The organism is Serratia sp. TSA_130.1, from assembly GCF_052691795.1.
The window spans coordinates 1,266,110-1,282,083 of sequence record NZ_JBQZFS010000001.1 but is presented as its reverse complement, the minus strand read 5'-3'; the positions used below and the strand labels follow the sequence as shown (position 1 = coordinate 1,282,083).

Annotated in this window: 13 protein-coding genes; 5 read left to right on the top strand and 8 right to left on the bottom strand. The window is 59.5% G+C overall.

What is annotated here, in order from left to right; genetic code table 11:
- Positions 1-15: 15 nt before the first annotated feature.
- The 6 genes from ACUTQY_RS06010 to ACUTQY_RS05985 form a co-directional block, all read right to left on the bottom strand.
- Positions 16-1,974 (bottom strand): MacB family efflux pump subunit, encoded by a 1,959-nt coding sequence (locus ACUTQY_RS06010; protein ID WP_033644807.1) that lies wholly within the window; start codon positions 1,972-1,974, stop codon positions 16-18.
- Positions 1,964-3,058 (bottom strand): efflux RND transporter periplasmic adaptor subunit, encoded by a 1,095-nt coding sequence (locus ACUTQY_RS06005; RefSeq protein WP_226773025.1) that lies wholly within the window; start codon positions 3,056-3,058, stop codon positions 1,964-1,966. Before ACUTQY_RS06005 ends, ACUTQY_RS06010 begins: the two co-directional genes overlap by 11 nt.
- Positions 3,059-3,128: 70 nt before the next feature.
- A complete protein-coding gene (locus ACUTQY_RS06000) occupies positions 3,129-5,246 on the bottom strand; it encodes a peptidase domain-containing ABC transporter (RefSeq protein ID WP_033644805.1) in 2,118 nt (705 codons plus the stop codon).
- A gap of 19 nt (positions 5,247-5,265) precedes the next feature.
- The gene (locus ACUTQY_RS05995) at positions 5,266-6,210 is read right to left on the bottom strand and encodes an ABC transporter (protein ID WP_033644804.1); all 945 of its coding nucleotides are present in this window, start codon (positions 6,208-6,210) and stop codon (positions 5,266-5,268) included.
- Positions 6,210-6,875, bottom strand: coding sequence for a DsbA family protein (locus ACUTQY_RS05990; protein WP_033644803.1), 666 nt, complete (start codon positions 6,873-6,875; stop codon positions 6,210-6,212). Before ACUTQY_RS05990 ends, ACUTQY_RS05995 begins: the two co-directional genes overlap by 1 nt.
- A gap of 171 nt (positions 6,876-7,046) precedes the next feature.
- Positions 7,047-7,250: a DUF4762 family protein gene (locus tag ACUTQY_RS05985; protein WP_033644802.1), complete on the bottom strand. Its 204-nt coding sequence runs from the start codon at positions 7,248-7,250 to the stop codon at positions 7,047-7,049.
- Positions 7,251-7,675: 425 nt separating this feature from the next.
- Between ACUTQY_RS05985 and ACUTQY_RS05980 the strand changes: the two genes are divergently transcribed.
- The 3 genes from ACUTQY_RS05980 to lldD all read left to right on the top strand — a co-directional run bounded on the left by ACUTQY_RS05980 (position 7,676) and on the right by lldD (position 11,685).
- Entirely contained in the window at positions 7,676-8,596 is a 921-nt protein-coding gene (locus ACUTQY_RS05980; RefSeq protein WP_033644801.1) for a LysR family transcriptional regulator, read from the top strand.
- Between the two features lie 323 nt (positions 8,597-8,919).
- On the top strand, positions 8,920-10,503 hold the full coding sequence (locus tag ACUTQY_RS05975) for an L-lactate permease (protein ID WP_033644800.1): 1,584 nt from the start codon (positions 8,920-8,922) through the stop codon (positions 10,501-10,503).
- Between the two features lie 42 nt (positions 10,504-10,545).
- Positions 10,546-11,685, top strand: a complete 1,140-nt coding sequence (gene lldD, locus ACUTQY_RS05970) for an FMN-dependent L-lactate dehydrogenase LldD (RefSeq protein WP_033632193.1) — start codon at positions 10,546-10,548, stop codon at positions 11,683-11,685.
- A gap of 1 nt (position 11,686) precedes the next feature.
- Here lldD and ACUTQY_RS05965 read toward each other — a convergent pair whose 3' ends face one another.
- On the bottom strand, positions 11,687-12,496 hold the full coding sequence (locus ACUTQY_RS05965; protein ID WP_033644799.1) for a MoaF C-terminal domain-containing protein: 810 nt from the start codon (positions 12,494-12,496) through the stop codon (positions 11,687-11,689).
- A gap of 36 nt (positions 12,497-12,532) precedes the next feature.
- A complete protein-coding gene (locus tag ACUTQY_RS05960) occupies positions 12,533-13,798 on the bottom strand; it encodes an MFS transporter (RefSeq protein WP_046687745.1) in 1,266 nt (421 codons plus the stop codon).
- Positions 13,799-14,468: 670 nt separating this feature from the next.
- Here ACUTQY_RS05960 and ACUTQY_RS05955 point away from each other — a divergent pair.
- Positions 14,469-15,380, top strand: a complete 912-nt coding sequence (locus ACUTQY_RS05955; RefSeq protein WP_445583303.1) for a TIGR03571 family LLM class oxidoreductase — start codon at positions 14,469-14,471, stop codon at positions 15,378-15,380.
- Between the two features lie 158 nt (positions 15,381-15,538).
- Positions 15,539-15,970 (top strand): VOC family protein, encoded by a 432-nt coding sequence (locus ACUTQY_RS05950; protein WP_046687747.1) that lies wholly within the window; start codon positions 15,539-15,541, stop codon positions 15,968-15,970.
- Positions 15,971-15,974: the final 4 nt, after the last annotated feature.

The window sequence follows — 15,974 nt, the reverse complement described above, 5'->3', positions numbered from 1 at the left end:
AAATCAAAAGTCGGTTCATTCTCGCGCCAACGCCTCCACCGGCTGCAGGCGCGCGGCGGCACGGGCTGGAAAGAAGCCGAACCCGACGCCGATCAACGCCGAAAACCCGCAGGCCAGCAGCAATGGCGGCCAGGTAAAGATCATCGTCACCTGCGGCGCCAAGCCGCTCAGAATCCCTTTAACCAGCGCGGCGCAGGCTATCCCCAACACGCCCCCCAGGCTGCAGATCACCACCGCCTCAATCAAAAATTGCCGCATAATGTCTTTCTCAGCGGCGCCCACCGCCAATCGAATGCCGATCTCATGGGTTCGTTCCGTCACCGAAACCAACATGATGTTCATCACCCCCACCCCACCGACCAGCAGCGAGATGGCGGCAATCGCGGTAATCAGCAATCGCATGGAGTCGGAGGCACGCTGAATGGATTGCGTCAGTTGATCGTCGGTCAGCGTGAAAAAATCCCGCCGGCCATGTTCTACGGTCAAACGCCGGGTCACATCCCGCCTTGCCGCTTCCAACGTCAATTTTTCATTCACTCGCATCACAATCGATTCCAGCGGCATATCGCCGGCGATGCGGCCAGTCAGGGAGGTATGGGGCAGCCAGGCAAGCGGTTGAGAACCGGCGTATTGGGCGCCGCGGCGCTGCGCGACGCCGATCACCCGATAAGGCACACCCGCGATCAGCAAAACCGCGCCCACCGGATCTTGCCGGGAAGAAAACAGAGCCTGTTGCAGCAAGGGATCGATCACCGCCACCGGTGCGCGGTCACTCAGATCCTGCGCAGTAAACAGACCACCGGAAAGCAGCCGAATGCCCTGCGTGCGGAAATACCCTTCGCCGACGCCCATCACGGCGAGCGGCACCTGCTTGCCTTCGCGCACGGCCGACAGTTGAGTGCTGATAACCGGCGAAACGCTGTCGACATAAGGCAAGGCCGCCAGCAGCGCTGCATCCCACGCACTCAGCGAACGCGCAAAATCGGGACGCGTTTTTTCCCATCCCAATCCGGGACGAATGTCCAACGTGCTGGAGCCGAGCTGGCTGATTTCCCTGAGGATGCTTTGGCGCGTGCCTTCACCGATGGCGATGGCGGAAACGACCGCCGCAATGCCGATGATGATGCCGAGCATCGATAATAATGCCCGGACCCGATGCCCTAATAATGCCCGCCAAGCCATGCCGAGCGCCTCTCGCAGCGCCGCCCAAGGGCTCATGCGTTTCAGCGGCGCAGCCAACGCCAGCGGCCTCTCGAACGCAAAACGCTGTCGGGCGACATCGTGGCGACGATCCGCCACGATCTCGCCGTCGCCGATCTCAATGATCCGCTGCGCCTGCTCGGCGATCCGCCGATCGTGCGTCACGATGACCACGGTGTGTCCGACAGCGTTCAGCTCATGCAAAATGGCCATCAGCGCCTGACCGCTGGTGCTATCCAACGCGCCGGTAGGTTCATCGGCCAAAATGATTTCCGCGCCGTTCATAAGAGCTCGGGCAATACTGACCCGCTGTTGCTGCCCACCGGAAAGCTGCGCCGGACGATGGCCACCGCGCTGCGCCAACCCGAGGCGAGCCAACAAATGCGCGGCCCGCAGGCGGCGCTCGGCGGCCGGCATGGCGGTATACAATGCAGGGATCGCCACGTTCTCACCGGCCGTCAGATAGGGCATCAGATGATAGCGCTGGAAAATAAAGCCGATATGCCGACTGCGGAGCCGCGCCAGGCGATTGCCGTCGGCTTGCCCAATCGCCACCCCGTTGATGTACACATCCCCCTGAGAAGGCTTGTCCAGACAACCGATAATATTCATCAACGTCGATTTTCCGGAGCCGGAGGCGCCGACGATAGCGACCATTTCTCCCCGCTGAATGCTCAGGGAAACGCGTTTGAGGACCGTGATTTTCTGATCTCCGGCTTGAAACTCGCGCGAAACGTTCTCCAAAACGATAATGGGATCCGTGCTAGCTGACATGCTCACCCTCCGTATCTGGCTGGTGTTCCAGCAGCACTTGCTCACCCACTCTCACGCCTTCCAACACTTCCGCATAGCGGCGATCGCGCTTCCCGATGCGCACGCTGCGCGCGACAACCCGCTGGCCTTCCAACACTCTGATCTGATAGCGCTCGCCATCCAGAGCCTCTCCCAATGCCGCCATCGGCAGCCGCACCACCCCCGTGGCGCGTTCGGTAATGATGAATACCTGCGCCGTCATCGCGGTGCGTAATCGACGTTCGCCGTTGGCGACGGCAAATACGCCGTTGTAATACACCGCCGCCGTTTGCTGGCTTGAATTTCTGCCCAGCGGATCGGCTTCCAGCGCTTCTGCCGGCGCTTGCTGTATCGCACCCATGACCCCTTCATATCGGCGGCGGGGATCGGCGGCGACATAAAACCACAGCGGCTGCCCCGCCCTCACCTGCAAGATGTCATTTTCCGATATGCGGGTATGCACCATCATCGTATCCACGTCTGCCATCACCAAAATGGTCGGTGCGCTTTGCGATGAGACGATGGTTTGCCCTTCCTGAGTGACGATACCCAGCACTTCGCCGTCGATAGGCGCGGTAATACGGGTAAAAGCCAGGTTGGCTCTCGCCGTTTCCTGCGCGACTTCGGCCTGAACGATCTGCGACTCGTTCACTTTCAACTGCGCCAGTTGCGCGTCGTGCTGCGCCTGCGCTTTTTCCAAATCGCTGGCCACGCCGGCACGATCTCGCGCCAACGCCCTTTGCCGCGTCAACTCCAGTTGGTACTGCTTGAGCTGCGCCTGACTCGCCAATTTCTGCGCCTGCGCGCTGCGTAATTCGGCCTGCGACTTGCGCAGTTCGTTAAGTTGCAACGTCGGATCTATCTCGGCCAACAGCTGGCCCTGAGCCACTCTGTCCCCCGGTTTGACATACAGTTTTTTCAGTTGGCCGTTGACCTGCGCGCCAACGTTCACCTGCCGGGCCGGTTTCAAAATGCCGGTAGCCAACACGCTTTTTTCGATGTCGCCGCGATCGACGCGCGCCGTCTGCGGCGGTGATGCGTCAGGCGCCCGATTCAACCCTAACAGCCCGCCGGCCAGCCCCCCCAACACGATCGCCACCAGTGCTACACGCCGCCAGCGTTTCTTTCCGGGCACGTCACTCCACCTCAGCACAGTCATTCATCCTGGTGTCGACGGCGGCCAACAACCGGCCCTGCGACAAATGCAGCACCCGATCAAACAACGGCAGCAGCCGCGGGTTATGCGTCACGGTCACCAGGGTTTTCCCCTTCTCGCGGCAATGCGCTACCAGAGCCGACATCACCGCCGCAGCGGTTTTTTCATCCAGATTCGCCGTCGGTTCATCCAGCACCAACACCGGACAACGGCTGTACATGGCACGCGCCAGCAACAGACGCTGCCGTTGCCCCAGCGACAGCCCGGCATGGCTCTCTCGCACCAGAGCGTTCACGCCTCCGGGCAGCTGCGCCACCGCATCCGCCAGCCCCAAACTGCATAGCGCCTGTTCCACTTGTCTCTGCTGGCCCGGCGCCGACGGGGCGAACAGCGTGACGTTTTGCAACACCGAGGCATTGAACAGAATGTCCTCCTGGCTTTGCAGGAAGAACAGCCGCTGCGCGGCGGCGTTAGCCAGCACGCGGCCATCCAGCGTCAGTTCCCCCCGCTGCGGCGTCAACAGACAGGCGAGCACCTTCAGCAAGGTGCTCTTGCCCGCGCCGGAACCGCCGCAGATGGCGATACACTCGCCCCGTTCCAGCGTCAGCGACAGGTCGCGCAAAACCGGTTGGCCGGCGTCGTACGCGAAGCTCACCCCCCGATACGCCAACTGCACATCAAAATGGTTCACGCTTTCGTCGCCAGACCCGGTACGCAGAGATACGGCAGGAAACAGATCCCGCGCGCGCTCATCGATCACGTGCAGTTGGTTTTTCTGCAGGACGGCAAAAAAGATCTTGCTGGTGTAAGAGGTAAAAATTTCGCGCAGAAAGCTGTAGGCGAAGAATGCCCCCAGACTGAGTTCGCCCCCCTTTAGCAGCGGCAGCGCCAGCAGCATGAACACCACCATTTCCAGGCTGCCAATCAGTTGATAAATGCTGCCCTTGACCTGCTCATAGACTTTTTGCCGCTGCAGGCAGTTGAACAGCGAACGGGCATGCTCGGCAAAGCCCTCTTGCCGCTGGCCGGCGAGCCCGGCGGACTTGATGGTCGAAAACCCCTGAATGGTTTCCAGAATAAAATCATTCTGCGCCGCCCCTCTCACCTGCAGCTGCTGGGTGAAGTGGCGATCGCGATAAATGGCCCAAACGCTGATCGCCCCCATCAGCAGTACGCCGGCAATCGGCACCAGCGCCAACATCGGGCTCAAATAGCCCATCACCGCCAGCGCGATAGCAGCGATGATCCAGTCGGTGCGCAGGCCGTTATCCAGCTCGATTTTCTGGCCGGCGGCCATCTGCCAGCTGGTGAAACGACTGAAAATCTCGCCGGGCGCGCGCTTGCTGAAGAAATTCAGCGAATTTTCCAGCAGGCGGGAAAACCCGGCGGCGCCGTGCAGCAACACGAAGTTTTTGATAAAACGCTCGGTGATGATGCGCGCCATCAGGGCCAGCGCCGTGGATGCCACAAACGCCAGCAGATAGTAGGCGTAAGGAAACGCGACCTCACCGGCCATGGCGAACACCTGATTGATCGCGCTGGCGACCATCATCGGCATGATGAACAGCGTCAGCGAGATAAGAAACGTCATCGCCGCCAGGCGATAAATGCCGGCGATGCCGGCGGTATCCTTCAGGCTTAAACTGGCGAAAGCACCGCGTCGGTGGCTCCGCACGGCGGGGGTGGTGGACGGTAAATCGTCGCGATCGAGCACCAATGCGTAGCCGCTGATTTCCGCTTTCAAAGCGGCGTACGGCAGCAGCTGTTGCCCCAACGCCGGATTCATTACGCACACGTAACCGCCCTGACGATATGCCAGCAATACATAGTGGCCCGCGCCGTAATGCAGAATCGCCGGTAAAGGCAGCGCCGCCAGATCCCGGTGCTCGAACGCCACCGGATAAGCCGGCAACGCCAGCTCCCCTAAAATGGCGCACAGCGTCGCCAGCGAAGTGCCGTGTTGCGAAGCGGGGTAACGCTCACGCAGTTCCGTCAATGGCGCGCGAACGCCCTGCGTTTCCGCCAGCATGGCGATGCAGGCCAGCCCGCACTCATTGATTTCGCTCTGCAAGACCGGCGTAGGGAGGGTGTTTTCCATGCGTAGTGATATCCCTGACTTATTCGTTGATAAAAAATAGAGAGTGCGAATGCCACAGCAGCCAATCATCCGCATGTCGCCGCAGGGTGCGCTCGACGATCGCCGGCACGGCGCGGCCGACCTGTTCTGTAGCAATTGGTTCTTCTATGTGAATGCGAACGCCGCGCTCGTAATAAAGCGAATAGCACACCACTCGAGCCCGCATCGCTCGAGATAACCGAACGATACCGCTATGCAAATGCGCTGGCCGGTTGAACAAACGGCAAGCCAGTTTGGCCGAGGCGTCCCGGGTGCTGTTCAAGGTGTAATCCGGCGTGATGTCCGGGAAGAGGATGATGTTGCGCCGATGCTCCGTCGCCTCCAGCAGCGCCTGCGACAAGGTGCCGGCAATATGCCGGGGATCGTCGTGAATCGAGCAATAGTCGAGCCGCTGCCGCCATTCCCCCTCAGGCGCTCGCCGCGCTAACGTCTGTGCGTCACCGGAAACGATCACCGTTGCCCGCCCGGGATAAACGCCCGCGCCGACCAGCGTCGCCAACACATCGGAAACCGTGTGCATCGGCGCCAACAACACCGGCACCCCGGCGCGATGCAGCGGCTCCACCACCTGATTGAGCTGTAAAGTGCACTGCGCCAAATGCTCCATCAACACGGCGTTGCGGGCCTGGATCGCCGCCAAATCCAGCCATTGCCGCCGCTGCATCAGCCAGGCGAAGTCCAGCCTGCCGTCGCCCAACAGGCTTTGGCGATTCGCCTCAGCGACCGCTTGCCGGTGGCGAAAACGGCGTTGCTGCAGACCCCACCTCAACCGCCTCTGCATCTTTAGCCACAGGCGATAATCCACGCGCCGCAGCAGAGCGCACGTCAGACTCCGGCTCACCCCGGTGCGGACAGCCGAGAGACGCGCCACGGCGTCCAGGCCGTTACGCCAGGCCAGATAACCCCGAACCGCGAGCAGGCGCATCAGGGGGCCAGCGGCTTATCGTGCTGCAACAGCGACAGCAGTTGCTGGCTGAAAGCGGAAAACTCGCGGTCTTGCAACGCCAGCCATTTGCGATTGACGATAAAGCTGGGGGTCGCGTTGACCTGGTAATAGCGGCTTACCGCCGTCATATACGCCAACAGTTCCTTGACCCGCTCTGAATCTCTGGTCCGCTGATAGGCGGCCTCGTCGATGCCGTTGACCACCAACCAGGCACTGAGTTGCTTTTCATCCGCCAGATTGAGGTTTTCTTTGATAATGGCGCGGTAAGCGGCGGGACGATGCTGCGCCTCGATCCCCATGACCGTCAGGGTGGCGAAGAGGGGCGCAAAGGCCGCCATGCCGGCGTGATCGTCGTCGCTGAGATGCAGGCGCACCAATTTGGCTCCCGCCGGTAAGCGTTTTTCCAGCTCGGCCACGCCGCTTTCGTTAACTTCACAATAGTGGCAGGCGTAAGAGAAGACTTCGACAATGGCGTTATCGTCTTGCAATGGGCTTTGCTCTATTTTTTCCGGAGAGATAAAACTCAGGCTTTCCGCCGCCGGCGAGGCCATAACGTAATGCTGGAAATAAAGTGCAGTCAAAAAAGAAGAGGCGAAAATAATGACGAGCGTGTAACTAAAAAACAGCAAAGGACGTTTATACATAGCAGACGCATCCTGCGCATAAATAAATGCTCACTTGAGCATGAGCGTTATAAATCAGAAAGGGAGATTGACGGTTCAACGATAAAAAAGGAATTCATCTCCGTTATCAGGCGGTGCGCGCAAGCGCCCCGCCTGTCCATCACTAACCTAACTGCAAGCGTTCAGCTCGCATCAGCTCGGGATTGTCGGCGTGGAAGGGCAGCTCGCCACCGGCGCCGGATGATAGGTTTTTTTCACGCCGCCAAACTTATCGGCACAGGTGGTCACCAGTTGGCAAGTGCGGTTATTGCCACCGCCCACCCAGGCAAATTCCTTGGTACACACAAAAGTACCGCCGACGATGTTTGCCGCTTCAGACAGATTGATTTTCTTCATTACAATATCCTTATATATATTAAAATATAAACACACTACCCATCACTCTGCCTGCAAGACAGAGTAATTCTTCAATACATTGAAAAACATTTAATTGATAACAATGAGAGCGCTGCGGGAAAAAGAATAGCCCTCTCACACAAGCAGATCAATACAATTATTTACACTACACCGCAGGCTTAGTGGAATAAGTAACGTTTGATATAAGGATTATTCTAATTTAATTGCTTATAAAAACATGGAAGTTAATTTCACCCCCGGAATAGCCACGATTTATTTGAAGGATAATTCTCAGTTTAAGAGGTAATTAACCAAGAAAATTTCAGATCCGACCAGTTAACCGGTGCTGGAAACAGGCTGAAAAGATTGCTTCCTGCCGCGCCGGACTTACACTGGGCAACAGGACTCTCACTCTTAGGATGCCCATGCTCGCGACTCACGAATACGCCAACGACTTGATTCTGTTTGCCCTGATTGTCGACTGCGGCTCGTTCAGCAAGGCGGCGGAGAGCGCCGGCATTACCAGTTCGGTGGTCAGCAAACGCATCGGGCGGTTGGAAAAATCGCTCGGCGCCCGGCTGATGTACCGCACCACCCGCAGCCTGACGCTGACCGAAAGCGGCCAGGCGCTCTACCAGCAGGCCAAGGAGATCGGCGCCAAAGTGCAGGAAGCGCTGTACGCCGTCAGCGAAAAGAGCGAAGAGCTGACCGGCACCATTCGTATGTCGGTGCCGACCATTTCGGGTGAGCTGCTGCTGAGTGAAAGCGTGGCGGAGTTTTGCGCCCAGCACCCCAGCCTGAAGGTCGAGATGCGGCTGGAAAACCGCTTCGTCGATCTGGTGGAAGAAGGCATCGATCTGGCGATCCGTACCGGCACCATGCCGGACTCCAGCCTGATTGCGCGGCCGATTTTCGATTCCCGCTGGGTGATCGTCTGCTCGCCGGGCTATTTGGAGAACCACCCGGAGCCGCGCAATCCCGACGATCTGCTTAGCCACAACTGCCTGACCTATACCTATCAAGAGAGCGGCACCGCCAACTGGCTGATGAAGCGGCCAGGGCGCAACGAAATCTACGAGCTGCAGGTTGACGGCAACCTGTCGGCCAACAATGCGCGGGCGATCCGCAAAGCGGTGATCGGCGGCCACGGCATCGCCATGGTGCCGCGCTGCATGGTGTACGAAGATTTGCAGGAAGGCAAACTGACGGAGATCCTGGCCGGCCACTGCGGCAAGGTATTGGGCATTTACGCCGTCTACCCTTATACCCGCAATCTGCCGTTAAAAACTCGCCTGCTGATCGAACATATCATCGGTTCCTATCAAAATATCAGCCACTACTTTTAAGTTTCCACTCCTGATTATTTCCACGCGTCGTAAAGTACCGCGTGGATTACCGCATTTTTGGACATGAACTCGTGAACATTAACGCCTAATTAATGTGATCCAGCGCATTCATTACACAACATAAAAACCCATCCAATTGATTTTAAATCAATTTAATTCAGCCTCAACAGCCGGCATTTTTCCCGCCGCCGGCGCCATTCGCCGATGTTAAAAAATTATCGCGTGGCATCATCGCCAACGTTGTGATTAGAATGAAAATGTTGCGGTAATTAACCTTTCAGTTACATATCTCTGCCCATAAAAATAATAACCCTGAGGATCTTATGCCCCTGCTTTTCAGTATTGCGCCCATCGTCCTGCTGATATGGATGATGACCAAAAGGAATGGCGTGCCCTCTTATCTGGCCCTGCCGTTGACGGCCGTCGTGGTATATGCCCTGCAGCTCTGGTGGTTCGATGCCTCACTGCGGCTGCTGCATGCCAATATCATCACCGCGCTGGTCTCGACGCTGACGCCGATCACCATCATTGCCGGCGCCATCCTGCTCAACAAACTGATGCAGGTAAGCGGTGCGGAAAACGTGGTGCGCCGCTGGTTGGAAGCCGTTAGCCCCAACCCGGTGGCCCAACTGATGATTATCGGCTGGGCGTTCGCCTTTATGATCGAGGGCGCCAGCGGCTTCGGCACTCCGGCCGCCATCGCCGCGCCGATTCTGGTCGGGCTGGGCTTCAACCCGCTGCGCGTCGCCCTGCTGACGCTGGTGATGAACTCGGTACCGGTCTCCTTCGGCGCCGTGGGCACCCCCACCTGGTTCGGCTTCGCCAACCTCGGCCTGTCGGACGCCAGCCTGCTGGAGATCGGCCGGCAAACCGCGCTGATCCACGTTGTCGCCGGCTTCGTCATTCCTCTGCTGGCGCTGCGCTTTATCGTTTCCTGGCAGGATATTCGCCGCAACCTGCCGTTTATCTTGCTCAGCGTGCTGAGCTGCACCGTCCCCTATCTGCTGCTGGCCCAGGTGAACTATGAATTCCCGGCGCTGGTCGGCGGCGCTCTCGGCCTGGCGCTGTCGGTGCTGCTGGCGCGCGGCGGCATTGGCCTCGCCCGCGCGGAAAAACCGCAGAGCGCCGCGCAGGCGGTGCCGTTCATGCAGGTGGTCAAGGCGATGACGCCGACCCTGCTGCTGATTGCTATCCTGATAGTGACGCGCATTCACCAGTTGGGCCTCAAGGCGCTGCTCAACACCACCACGCTGCTGTGGCAGGAAAACCTCGGCTGGCTCGGGGAGCTGCGCATCAGCCAAGCGCTGATCGTCGAACTGCGGCAGGTGCTGGGCACCTCCGCCGCGGCCGGCTACAAAACGCTGTATGTCCCGGCGCTGATCCCGTTTCTGCTGGTGGTGGTGTTGTGCATTCCGCTGTTCCGTCTGAATGGCGGCCAGGTGCGGCAAATGTTCAGCGAAACCGGCGGGCGCATCACGCGCCCCTTTATCGCCCTGTTCGGCGCGCTGGTCATGGTCAATCTGATGATGCTGGGCGGCGACAACGCGCCGGTGATCCTGATCGGGAAAGCGTTGGCGGCGCTGACCGGCGACAGCTGGCTGCTGTTCTCTTCGTTCCTCGGCGCGCTGGGCTCGTTCTTCTCCGGTTCCAACACCGTTTCGAACCTGACGTTCGGCGGCATTCAGCAATCGATCGCCCAGAGCAGCGGCCTCGACGTCAATCTGACGCTGGCCTTGCAGTCCGTCGGCGGCGCCATGGGCAACATGGTATGCCTGAACAACATTATCGCGGTCTGTTCGATCCTGGGGATCGGCAACGCCGAAGGCAAAATCATCAGAAAGACCGCGCTGCCGATGCTGGCGTACGGTGGGATCGCGGCCGCTATGGCGGCGATCCTCTCGCTCTGACTGACAACCCGTTATTTGCAAGAAGACAAGAAGGTAAACACTATGATCATCTCCGCGTCAACCGACTACCGGGCCGCCGCCCAGGCCAAACTGCCGCCGTTTCTGTTTCACTACATCGACGGCGGGGCCTACGCGGAGCATACGCTGAAGCGCAATACCGCAGATCTGGCCGATATTGCCTTGCGCCAGCGCGTGCTGCGCAATATGTCCGAACTCAGCCTGGAGACCACGCTGTTCGGCGAGCAGCTGGCGATGCCGGTGGCGCTGGGGCCGGTGGGGCTGACCGGCATGTACGCCCGCCGCGGCGAAGTGCAGGCCGCGCGCGCCGCGGCCAAAAAAGGCATTCCGTTCACGCTGTCCACCGTGTCGGTCTGCCCCATCGAAGAGGTGGCCCCGGCGATCGATCGGCCGATGTGGTTCCAGCTCTACGTGTTGAAAGACCGCGGCTTTATGCGCAACGCGCTGGAGCGCGCCAAAGCCGCCGGCGTGAAAACGCTGGTGTTCACCGTCGACATGCCGGTGCCCGGCGCCCGTTACCGCGACGCCCACTCGGGGATGAGCGGCCCCAACGCCGCCCTGCGCCGCGTGCTGCAGGCGTTTACCCATCCGCAGTGGGCCTGGGATGTCGGCCTGTTCGGCAAGCCGCACGATCTGGGCAACGTCTCGGCCTACCGCGGCAAACCGACCAGCCTGGAAGACTACATCGGCTGGCTGGGCGCCAACTTCGATCCGTCGATTTCCTGGAAAGACCTGGAGTGGATCCGCGAATTCTGGGACGGCCCGATGATCATCAAAGGCATTCTGGATCCGGAAGACGCCAAAGACGCAGTGCGCTTCGGCGCCGACGGCATCATCGTCTCCAACCACGGCGGCCGCCAGCTGGACGGCGTGCTGTCGACCGCGCGCGCCATGCCGGCGATCGCCGACGCGGTGAAAGGCGACATTACCTTACTGGCCGATTCCGGCATCCGCAGCGGCCTGGACGTGGTGCGCATGATCGCGCTGGGCGCCGACAGCGTGCTGCTGGGGCGCGCCTTCGTCTATGCGCTGGCGGCGGCCGGCGAAGCCGGGGTGGCTAACTTGCTGGATCTGATCGACAAGGAAATGCGCGTCGCCATGACGCTCACCGGCGCGAAAACCATTGCGGAGATCAACGCCGGATCGCTGGTCAGAAACGCCTGACTCACAGCGGCTGCACGCCCTCCGGATAAGCGTTGTAGCTCATCTTGCTGATGAAGGCCCCGGCCGGTGACACCAGAACCCGGCCGGCGGCGTCCAACCCGAGGAAGGTGCCGGTGCAGCGCCCGGAGATAAAGTCGAAGAAGAACACCGAGCACACCGGGATAATCTTTTCCCGGAAGGTGAACAGGAACATCTCGTCCTCAAACTTGTAGTAAGTGGCGTAATCCATGTCGCCGTGCCCGAACTGCTCGCCGCGCAGGTTTTGCCAGGCATAACGCTCGGTGTTGACGTAGAAGTGCTCATAGTAATGGTTGGGGCTGTAAACGTTCAGCGTGCGATAACCGATCAGCTCGCGGGTCAGATGCGGCGCGATGCCGCCCGGCGTGACGCCGGCAATCAGCCCAACGTGGAAGCTTTGCTTGAGGCGGGATCCCTTTTCCACCGTTTGTTCGGGCAACAGCGTGCTGCGCACCAGCAGCGCCCGGCCGCTGTCGCGGTTGAGCACCAGCGTCAGGCATTCGTTGCCCGGCGACTGCAGCGGAATATTGAAGAAATAGCGCGCGGCGGAGGTTTGCACCTCTTCGTAAGCGTCCTCACCGCTCTCCCCTTCCCAGGCCCACAACACCCGTTGCCGGTCGGCGCTGAAACGCAGCGTGATGTCCCCGCCGTCTTCAAAGGCGATCTGCAGCGTTTTGCCGCGCCAGTCCTGAGAGCCCGGCAACCGGTTGGTATCGATGCCGCGCGCGAAATCATCGTAATTCTTCCAGTCCGGCTCGGCATTTTGATTCAGTACGGATGATTCTGCTGACATCTTCGCTCTCCTTGATTGAATGGGATAAAAATCGTCTCAAACGTCGGCGACGCCCGCCGGCTTCACCGCTCGGCGGTTCACCACGGCAGGGGCGGTTTCATCGAGAAAACAACTCAGTACCCCGGCGCACACGGCACCGGCGGCCGCCAGCCACATTACGCTGACCAGGCCGTAGCGATCGGCGATCAGCCCGGCGATAAACGGCGCCAGGCAGCCGCCAATCACCTCGCCGATCCCCATCACCAGCCCCAACGCGGTGGCGATGCGCGCCGGCGACACCGTTTCCGACGGGATGGTGGCCATAAACAGCGTGAAACAGCCAAGGCCGGTATAAGACAGGAACACCAGCACGCCCAGCAGCCACGGATTGGCGACGTAGCTCAGGAACAGCGGGCAGCACACCGCCAGCAGCGAAAAGAAAATCAGCGTCGGTTTGCGCCCGAGGCGATCGGAGATCGCCGGTACCGCCACGCCCCAGAACACCCAGGCGGCGCCGATGGCGCTCATGATGCCGCCCATCGTGCCTTCACCGAAGCCACGGTCGGTCACCAAAAAGTTAGGGGTGAAGGTTATGATGATCATGAACCAGGTGACGAACACGCAGGAGATCAGAATGCACAGCGCCACGTTCTTGATTTTGAACAGCTCGCCGTAAGCGGCCTTGCCCGCCGGCTTACCGGCCGCCGGCGCGGCGCTGAAAGCGGGATCCTTTTTGCCGTTCACATAGCGATAGATCAGCCACGCCAGAATGATGCCCGGCACGGCGGTCAGGTGAAACGCCATGCTCCATCCCCACTTCTGCGCCAGATAGATGATCAGCGGCGGCGCGATGATGCCGCCCAACAGCCCTGGCGCCGCGCCCTGGATCAATCCCATGTTGAAACCGCGGCGCTGCGGCTGCGATCTTTCCACCATCAACGATTGCGCGATCGGCAATACCGGCCCCTCAGCAATCCCCATCAGCGCCCGGAAGATCAAGAGCATGGCAAACCCGCTGACCAGCCCCGACAGCGCGGAGAACAGCGAAAACACCAGGATCGACAGGATCAGCATCGGTTTACGGATATTAAAACGATCGGCTATCGCCCCCAACCCGGCGCCGGACAGCGCCCAGGTTAGCGCCAACACCGCCGACAGCGTGCCGAGATGCACGTTGCTGAGCTTGAGGTCGGCGGCAATCATCGGAAACAGAAACGAGATGGTCAGACGATCGACGAACACGCAGCCGAACACGAAAAACAAAATAATCAGCAACCGGTTCTCTTCACTTAATGCTCTGCGTGCCGCTGGCGATGTATTCATAGCGTCATTTGTCCATAAGTTAACTTATGAATGGCGACCCGCCATGGCATAAGTGTGTTAAGCGCTCGGCCAAGAGAGAAATTGGCCCTCCGTCACGACAACAACTCATTAACATGTTAATGACATAAAATTATCGCAAGCCGGCGGTCTGTCAACCGGCGCTCTTCGAGAGACAAATGAAATTCTGAACGGGTACTATTTCAATATCGCATTATCACCTTCAGGTTATTTATCCTTCTGTTCTTGATACATATAAAATAATGTCCGGTACTTTCTTGCGATTAAAAAAAGCCTGTTTGCGCGTTATTTGCGAATAATCCCATCGATGACGCTTCAGGCTTATTAATTTTTTATCGGCATTGAATGATCCCCGCTCGCGCTTCAGAGCCATTTTTATCTATTGAATCATCTCGTTTTATTTTAAGGCCGCAGAAAAAACTAACTCTTACGAGGGAAAGGCCAACGGCGGGGTTATATAACCCCGTCTGGACAATAACAAAAGCGCAGAGCGTGACGTAAATCACGACAAATATGCCGTATCCTGCAAAGCAATTATGCTCGCAACAGCAATTATCTATTGCGATTAGGGCTGTTTATCTCAATTAAGCGCCATGCAACACTTCGTGCCATCGTTCGACACCGCGCCGCAAGGCCTGAGACGGAGTGACACATGAGCATCGAAAAATTAACCCGGGAGCCGCTTTCCATCGGCATCGAGTTGCCGCTGGACAACGATTGGTCCACCAGCGGGCAGCTGAAACGCCAGCAGGACGGGCGGCCGTTCGGCGTGCCGGACATGAGCGAACACGCTGCGCGCATCAAGCTGGCCGATGAGCTCGGCTTTCGCGCCGCCTGGGTTCGCGACGTGCCGCTGTACGATCCGGACTTCGGCGACGCCGCGCAGGTGTTTGAGACCTTTACCTACCTCGGCTACCTGTCCAGCCTGACGCGCAATATTCTGCTCGGTACCGCGGCCGTGGTGCTGCCGCTGCGGCAGCCGTGGCTGGTGCGCAAAGCGGCTTCCACGCTGCAAACGCTGAGCGGCGATCGTCTGTTGCTCGGCGTCGCCAGCGGCGATCGCCCCGTGGAGTACCCGCTGTTCGGCGCCGATTACGCCGCGCGCGGTGAAAGCTTCCGCGCCAGCGTCGGCATTCTCAAAGGGGAAGCCGACAGCGCACTGCAACCGGGACTGCGCCTGCTGCCGGCCACGCCGCCGCTGCTGGTCGCCGGGCTGGCGCAACAAACGCCCGAGTGGGTGGGGAAAAATATGGATGGCTGGCTGTCGTATCCCGGCACGCCTGCGGACCACGTTTCGCGGGTCAAACTCTGGCGCAACGTAGCCGGTGACAAGCCCTACGTCAGCTTTATTCATCTCGACCTCACCGATAACGCCGACGCGCCGATTCAGCGCCATCGCTTCGGCATCAAGAGCGGCCGCAATGGATTGATTCAGGAACTGAGCGCCATGCGTGACGCCGGGGTCAATCACATCGGCCTGCATTTTCGCCGCAACCAGCGGCCGCTGGAAGAGACGATGCAGGAGATCGGCCAACTGGTGTTACCGGAATTCCATCGCGCCTGACGCCCGCTTTAGCCCGCTATTCCGACCTGAGCGGGTCTTTGCCCCGTTACCGGGGCTTTTTTATTTCCGCCGCTGCTGGTTCATAACAACTCGGTCTAATCCCTGCCGTCAAACGGCGGCATGATGACAAGGAAACGAGCCACCATGAGGAATGAGCAATGACGGCAAAACTGACAGAAGCAGGCTTTTGGCGCAAAACCGCCGACTCTTCATCGCTGCGCGAGCCGCGCGTGCTGATCCGGGTCTATGTCGACGAAGGCGAGATTGACCGCGCCATCGCGTTTTACGAGCAGCTGCACGGCGTGGAAGCGGATATGCGTTTCGACTTCCCCGAGCATCGGCTGGTGCTGGCGGCGGTGGGGCCATTTCTGATCCTGGAAGGCTCGGAAGAAAACCTGCGTCCTTTTCGCAGCACCGTCGGCACGTTGCTGGTCGATGACATTTATCCCTACCACCAGCGGCTACAGGCCGCCGGCGCCGATATCTTCTTTGGCCCGGTGGAAGTGCCCACCGGCGCCTGTTTCAATGCGCGCCTGCCGGATGGCACGATTATCGAATACGTGCATCATCGGCCGCGCGCGGACGAATAAGCCG

What these genes read in the sequence shown, in the direction of transcription:
- ACUTQY_RS06010 (WP_033644807.1), bottom strand. Translation starts at nt 1,974, where the DNA reads ATGTCAGCTAGCACGGATCCCATTATCGTTTTGGAGAACGTTTCGCGC.
- ACUTQY_RS06000 (WP_033644805.1), bottom strand. Translation starts at nt 5,246, where the DNA reads ATGGAAAACACCCTCCCTACGCCGGTCTTGCAGAGCGAAATCAATGAG.
- ACUTQY_RS05995 (WP_033644804.1), bottom strand. Translation starts at nt 6,210, where the DNA reads ATGCGCCTGCTCGCGGTTCGGGGTTATCTGGCCTGGCGTAACGGCCTG.
- ACUTQY_RS05990 (WP_033644803.1), bottom strand. Translation starts at nt 6,875, where the DNA reads ATGTATAAACGTCCTTTGCTGTTTTTTAGTTACACGCTCGTCATTATT.
- ACUTQY_RS05985 (WP_033644802.1), bottom strand. Translation starts at nt 7,250, where the DNA reads ATGAAGAAAATCAATCTGTCTGAAGCGGCAAACATCGTCGGCGGTACT.
- ACUTQY_RS05980 (WP_033644801.1), top strand. Translation starts at nt 7,676, where the DNA reads ATGCTCGCGACTCACGAATACGCCAACGACTTGATTCTGTTTGCCCTG.
- ACUTQY_RS05975 (WP_033644800.1), top strand. Translation starts at nt 8,920, where the DNA reads ATGCCCCTGCTTTTCAGTATTGCGCCCATCGTCCTGCTGATATGGATG.
- lldD (WP_033632193.1), top strand. Translation starts at nt 10,546, where the DNA reads ATGATCATCTCCGCGTCAACCGACTACCGGGCCGCCGCCCAGGCCAAA.
- ACUTQY_RS05965 (WP_033644799.1), bottom strand. Translation starts at nt 12,496, where the DNA reads ATGTCAGCAGAATCATCCGTACTGAATCAAAATGCCGAGCCGGACTGG.
- ACUTQY_RS05960 (WP_046687745.1), bottom strand. Translation starts at nt 13,798, where the DNA reads ATGAATACATCGCCAGCGGCACGCAGAGCATTAAGTGAAGAGAACCGG.
- ACUTQY_RS05955 (WP_445583303.1), top strand. Translation starts at nt 14,469, where the DNA reads ATGAGCATCGAAAAATTAACCCGGGAGCCGCTTTCCATCGGCATCGAG.
- ACUTQY_RS05950 (WP_046687747.1), top strand. Translation starts at nt 15,539, where the DNA reads ATGACGGCAAAACTGACAGAAGCAGGCTTTTGGCGCAAAACCGCCGAC.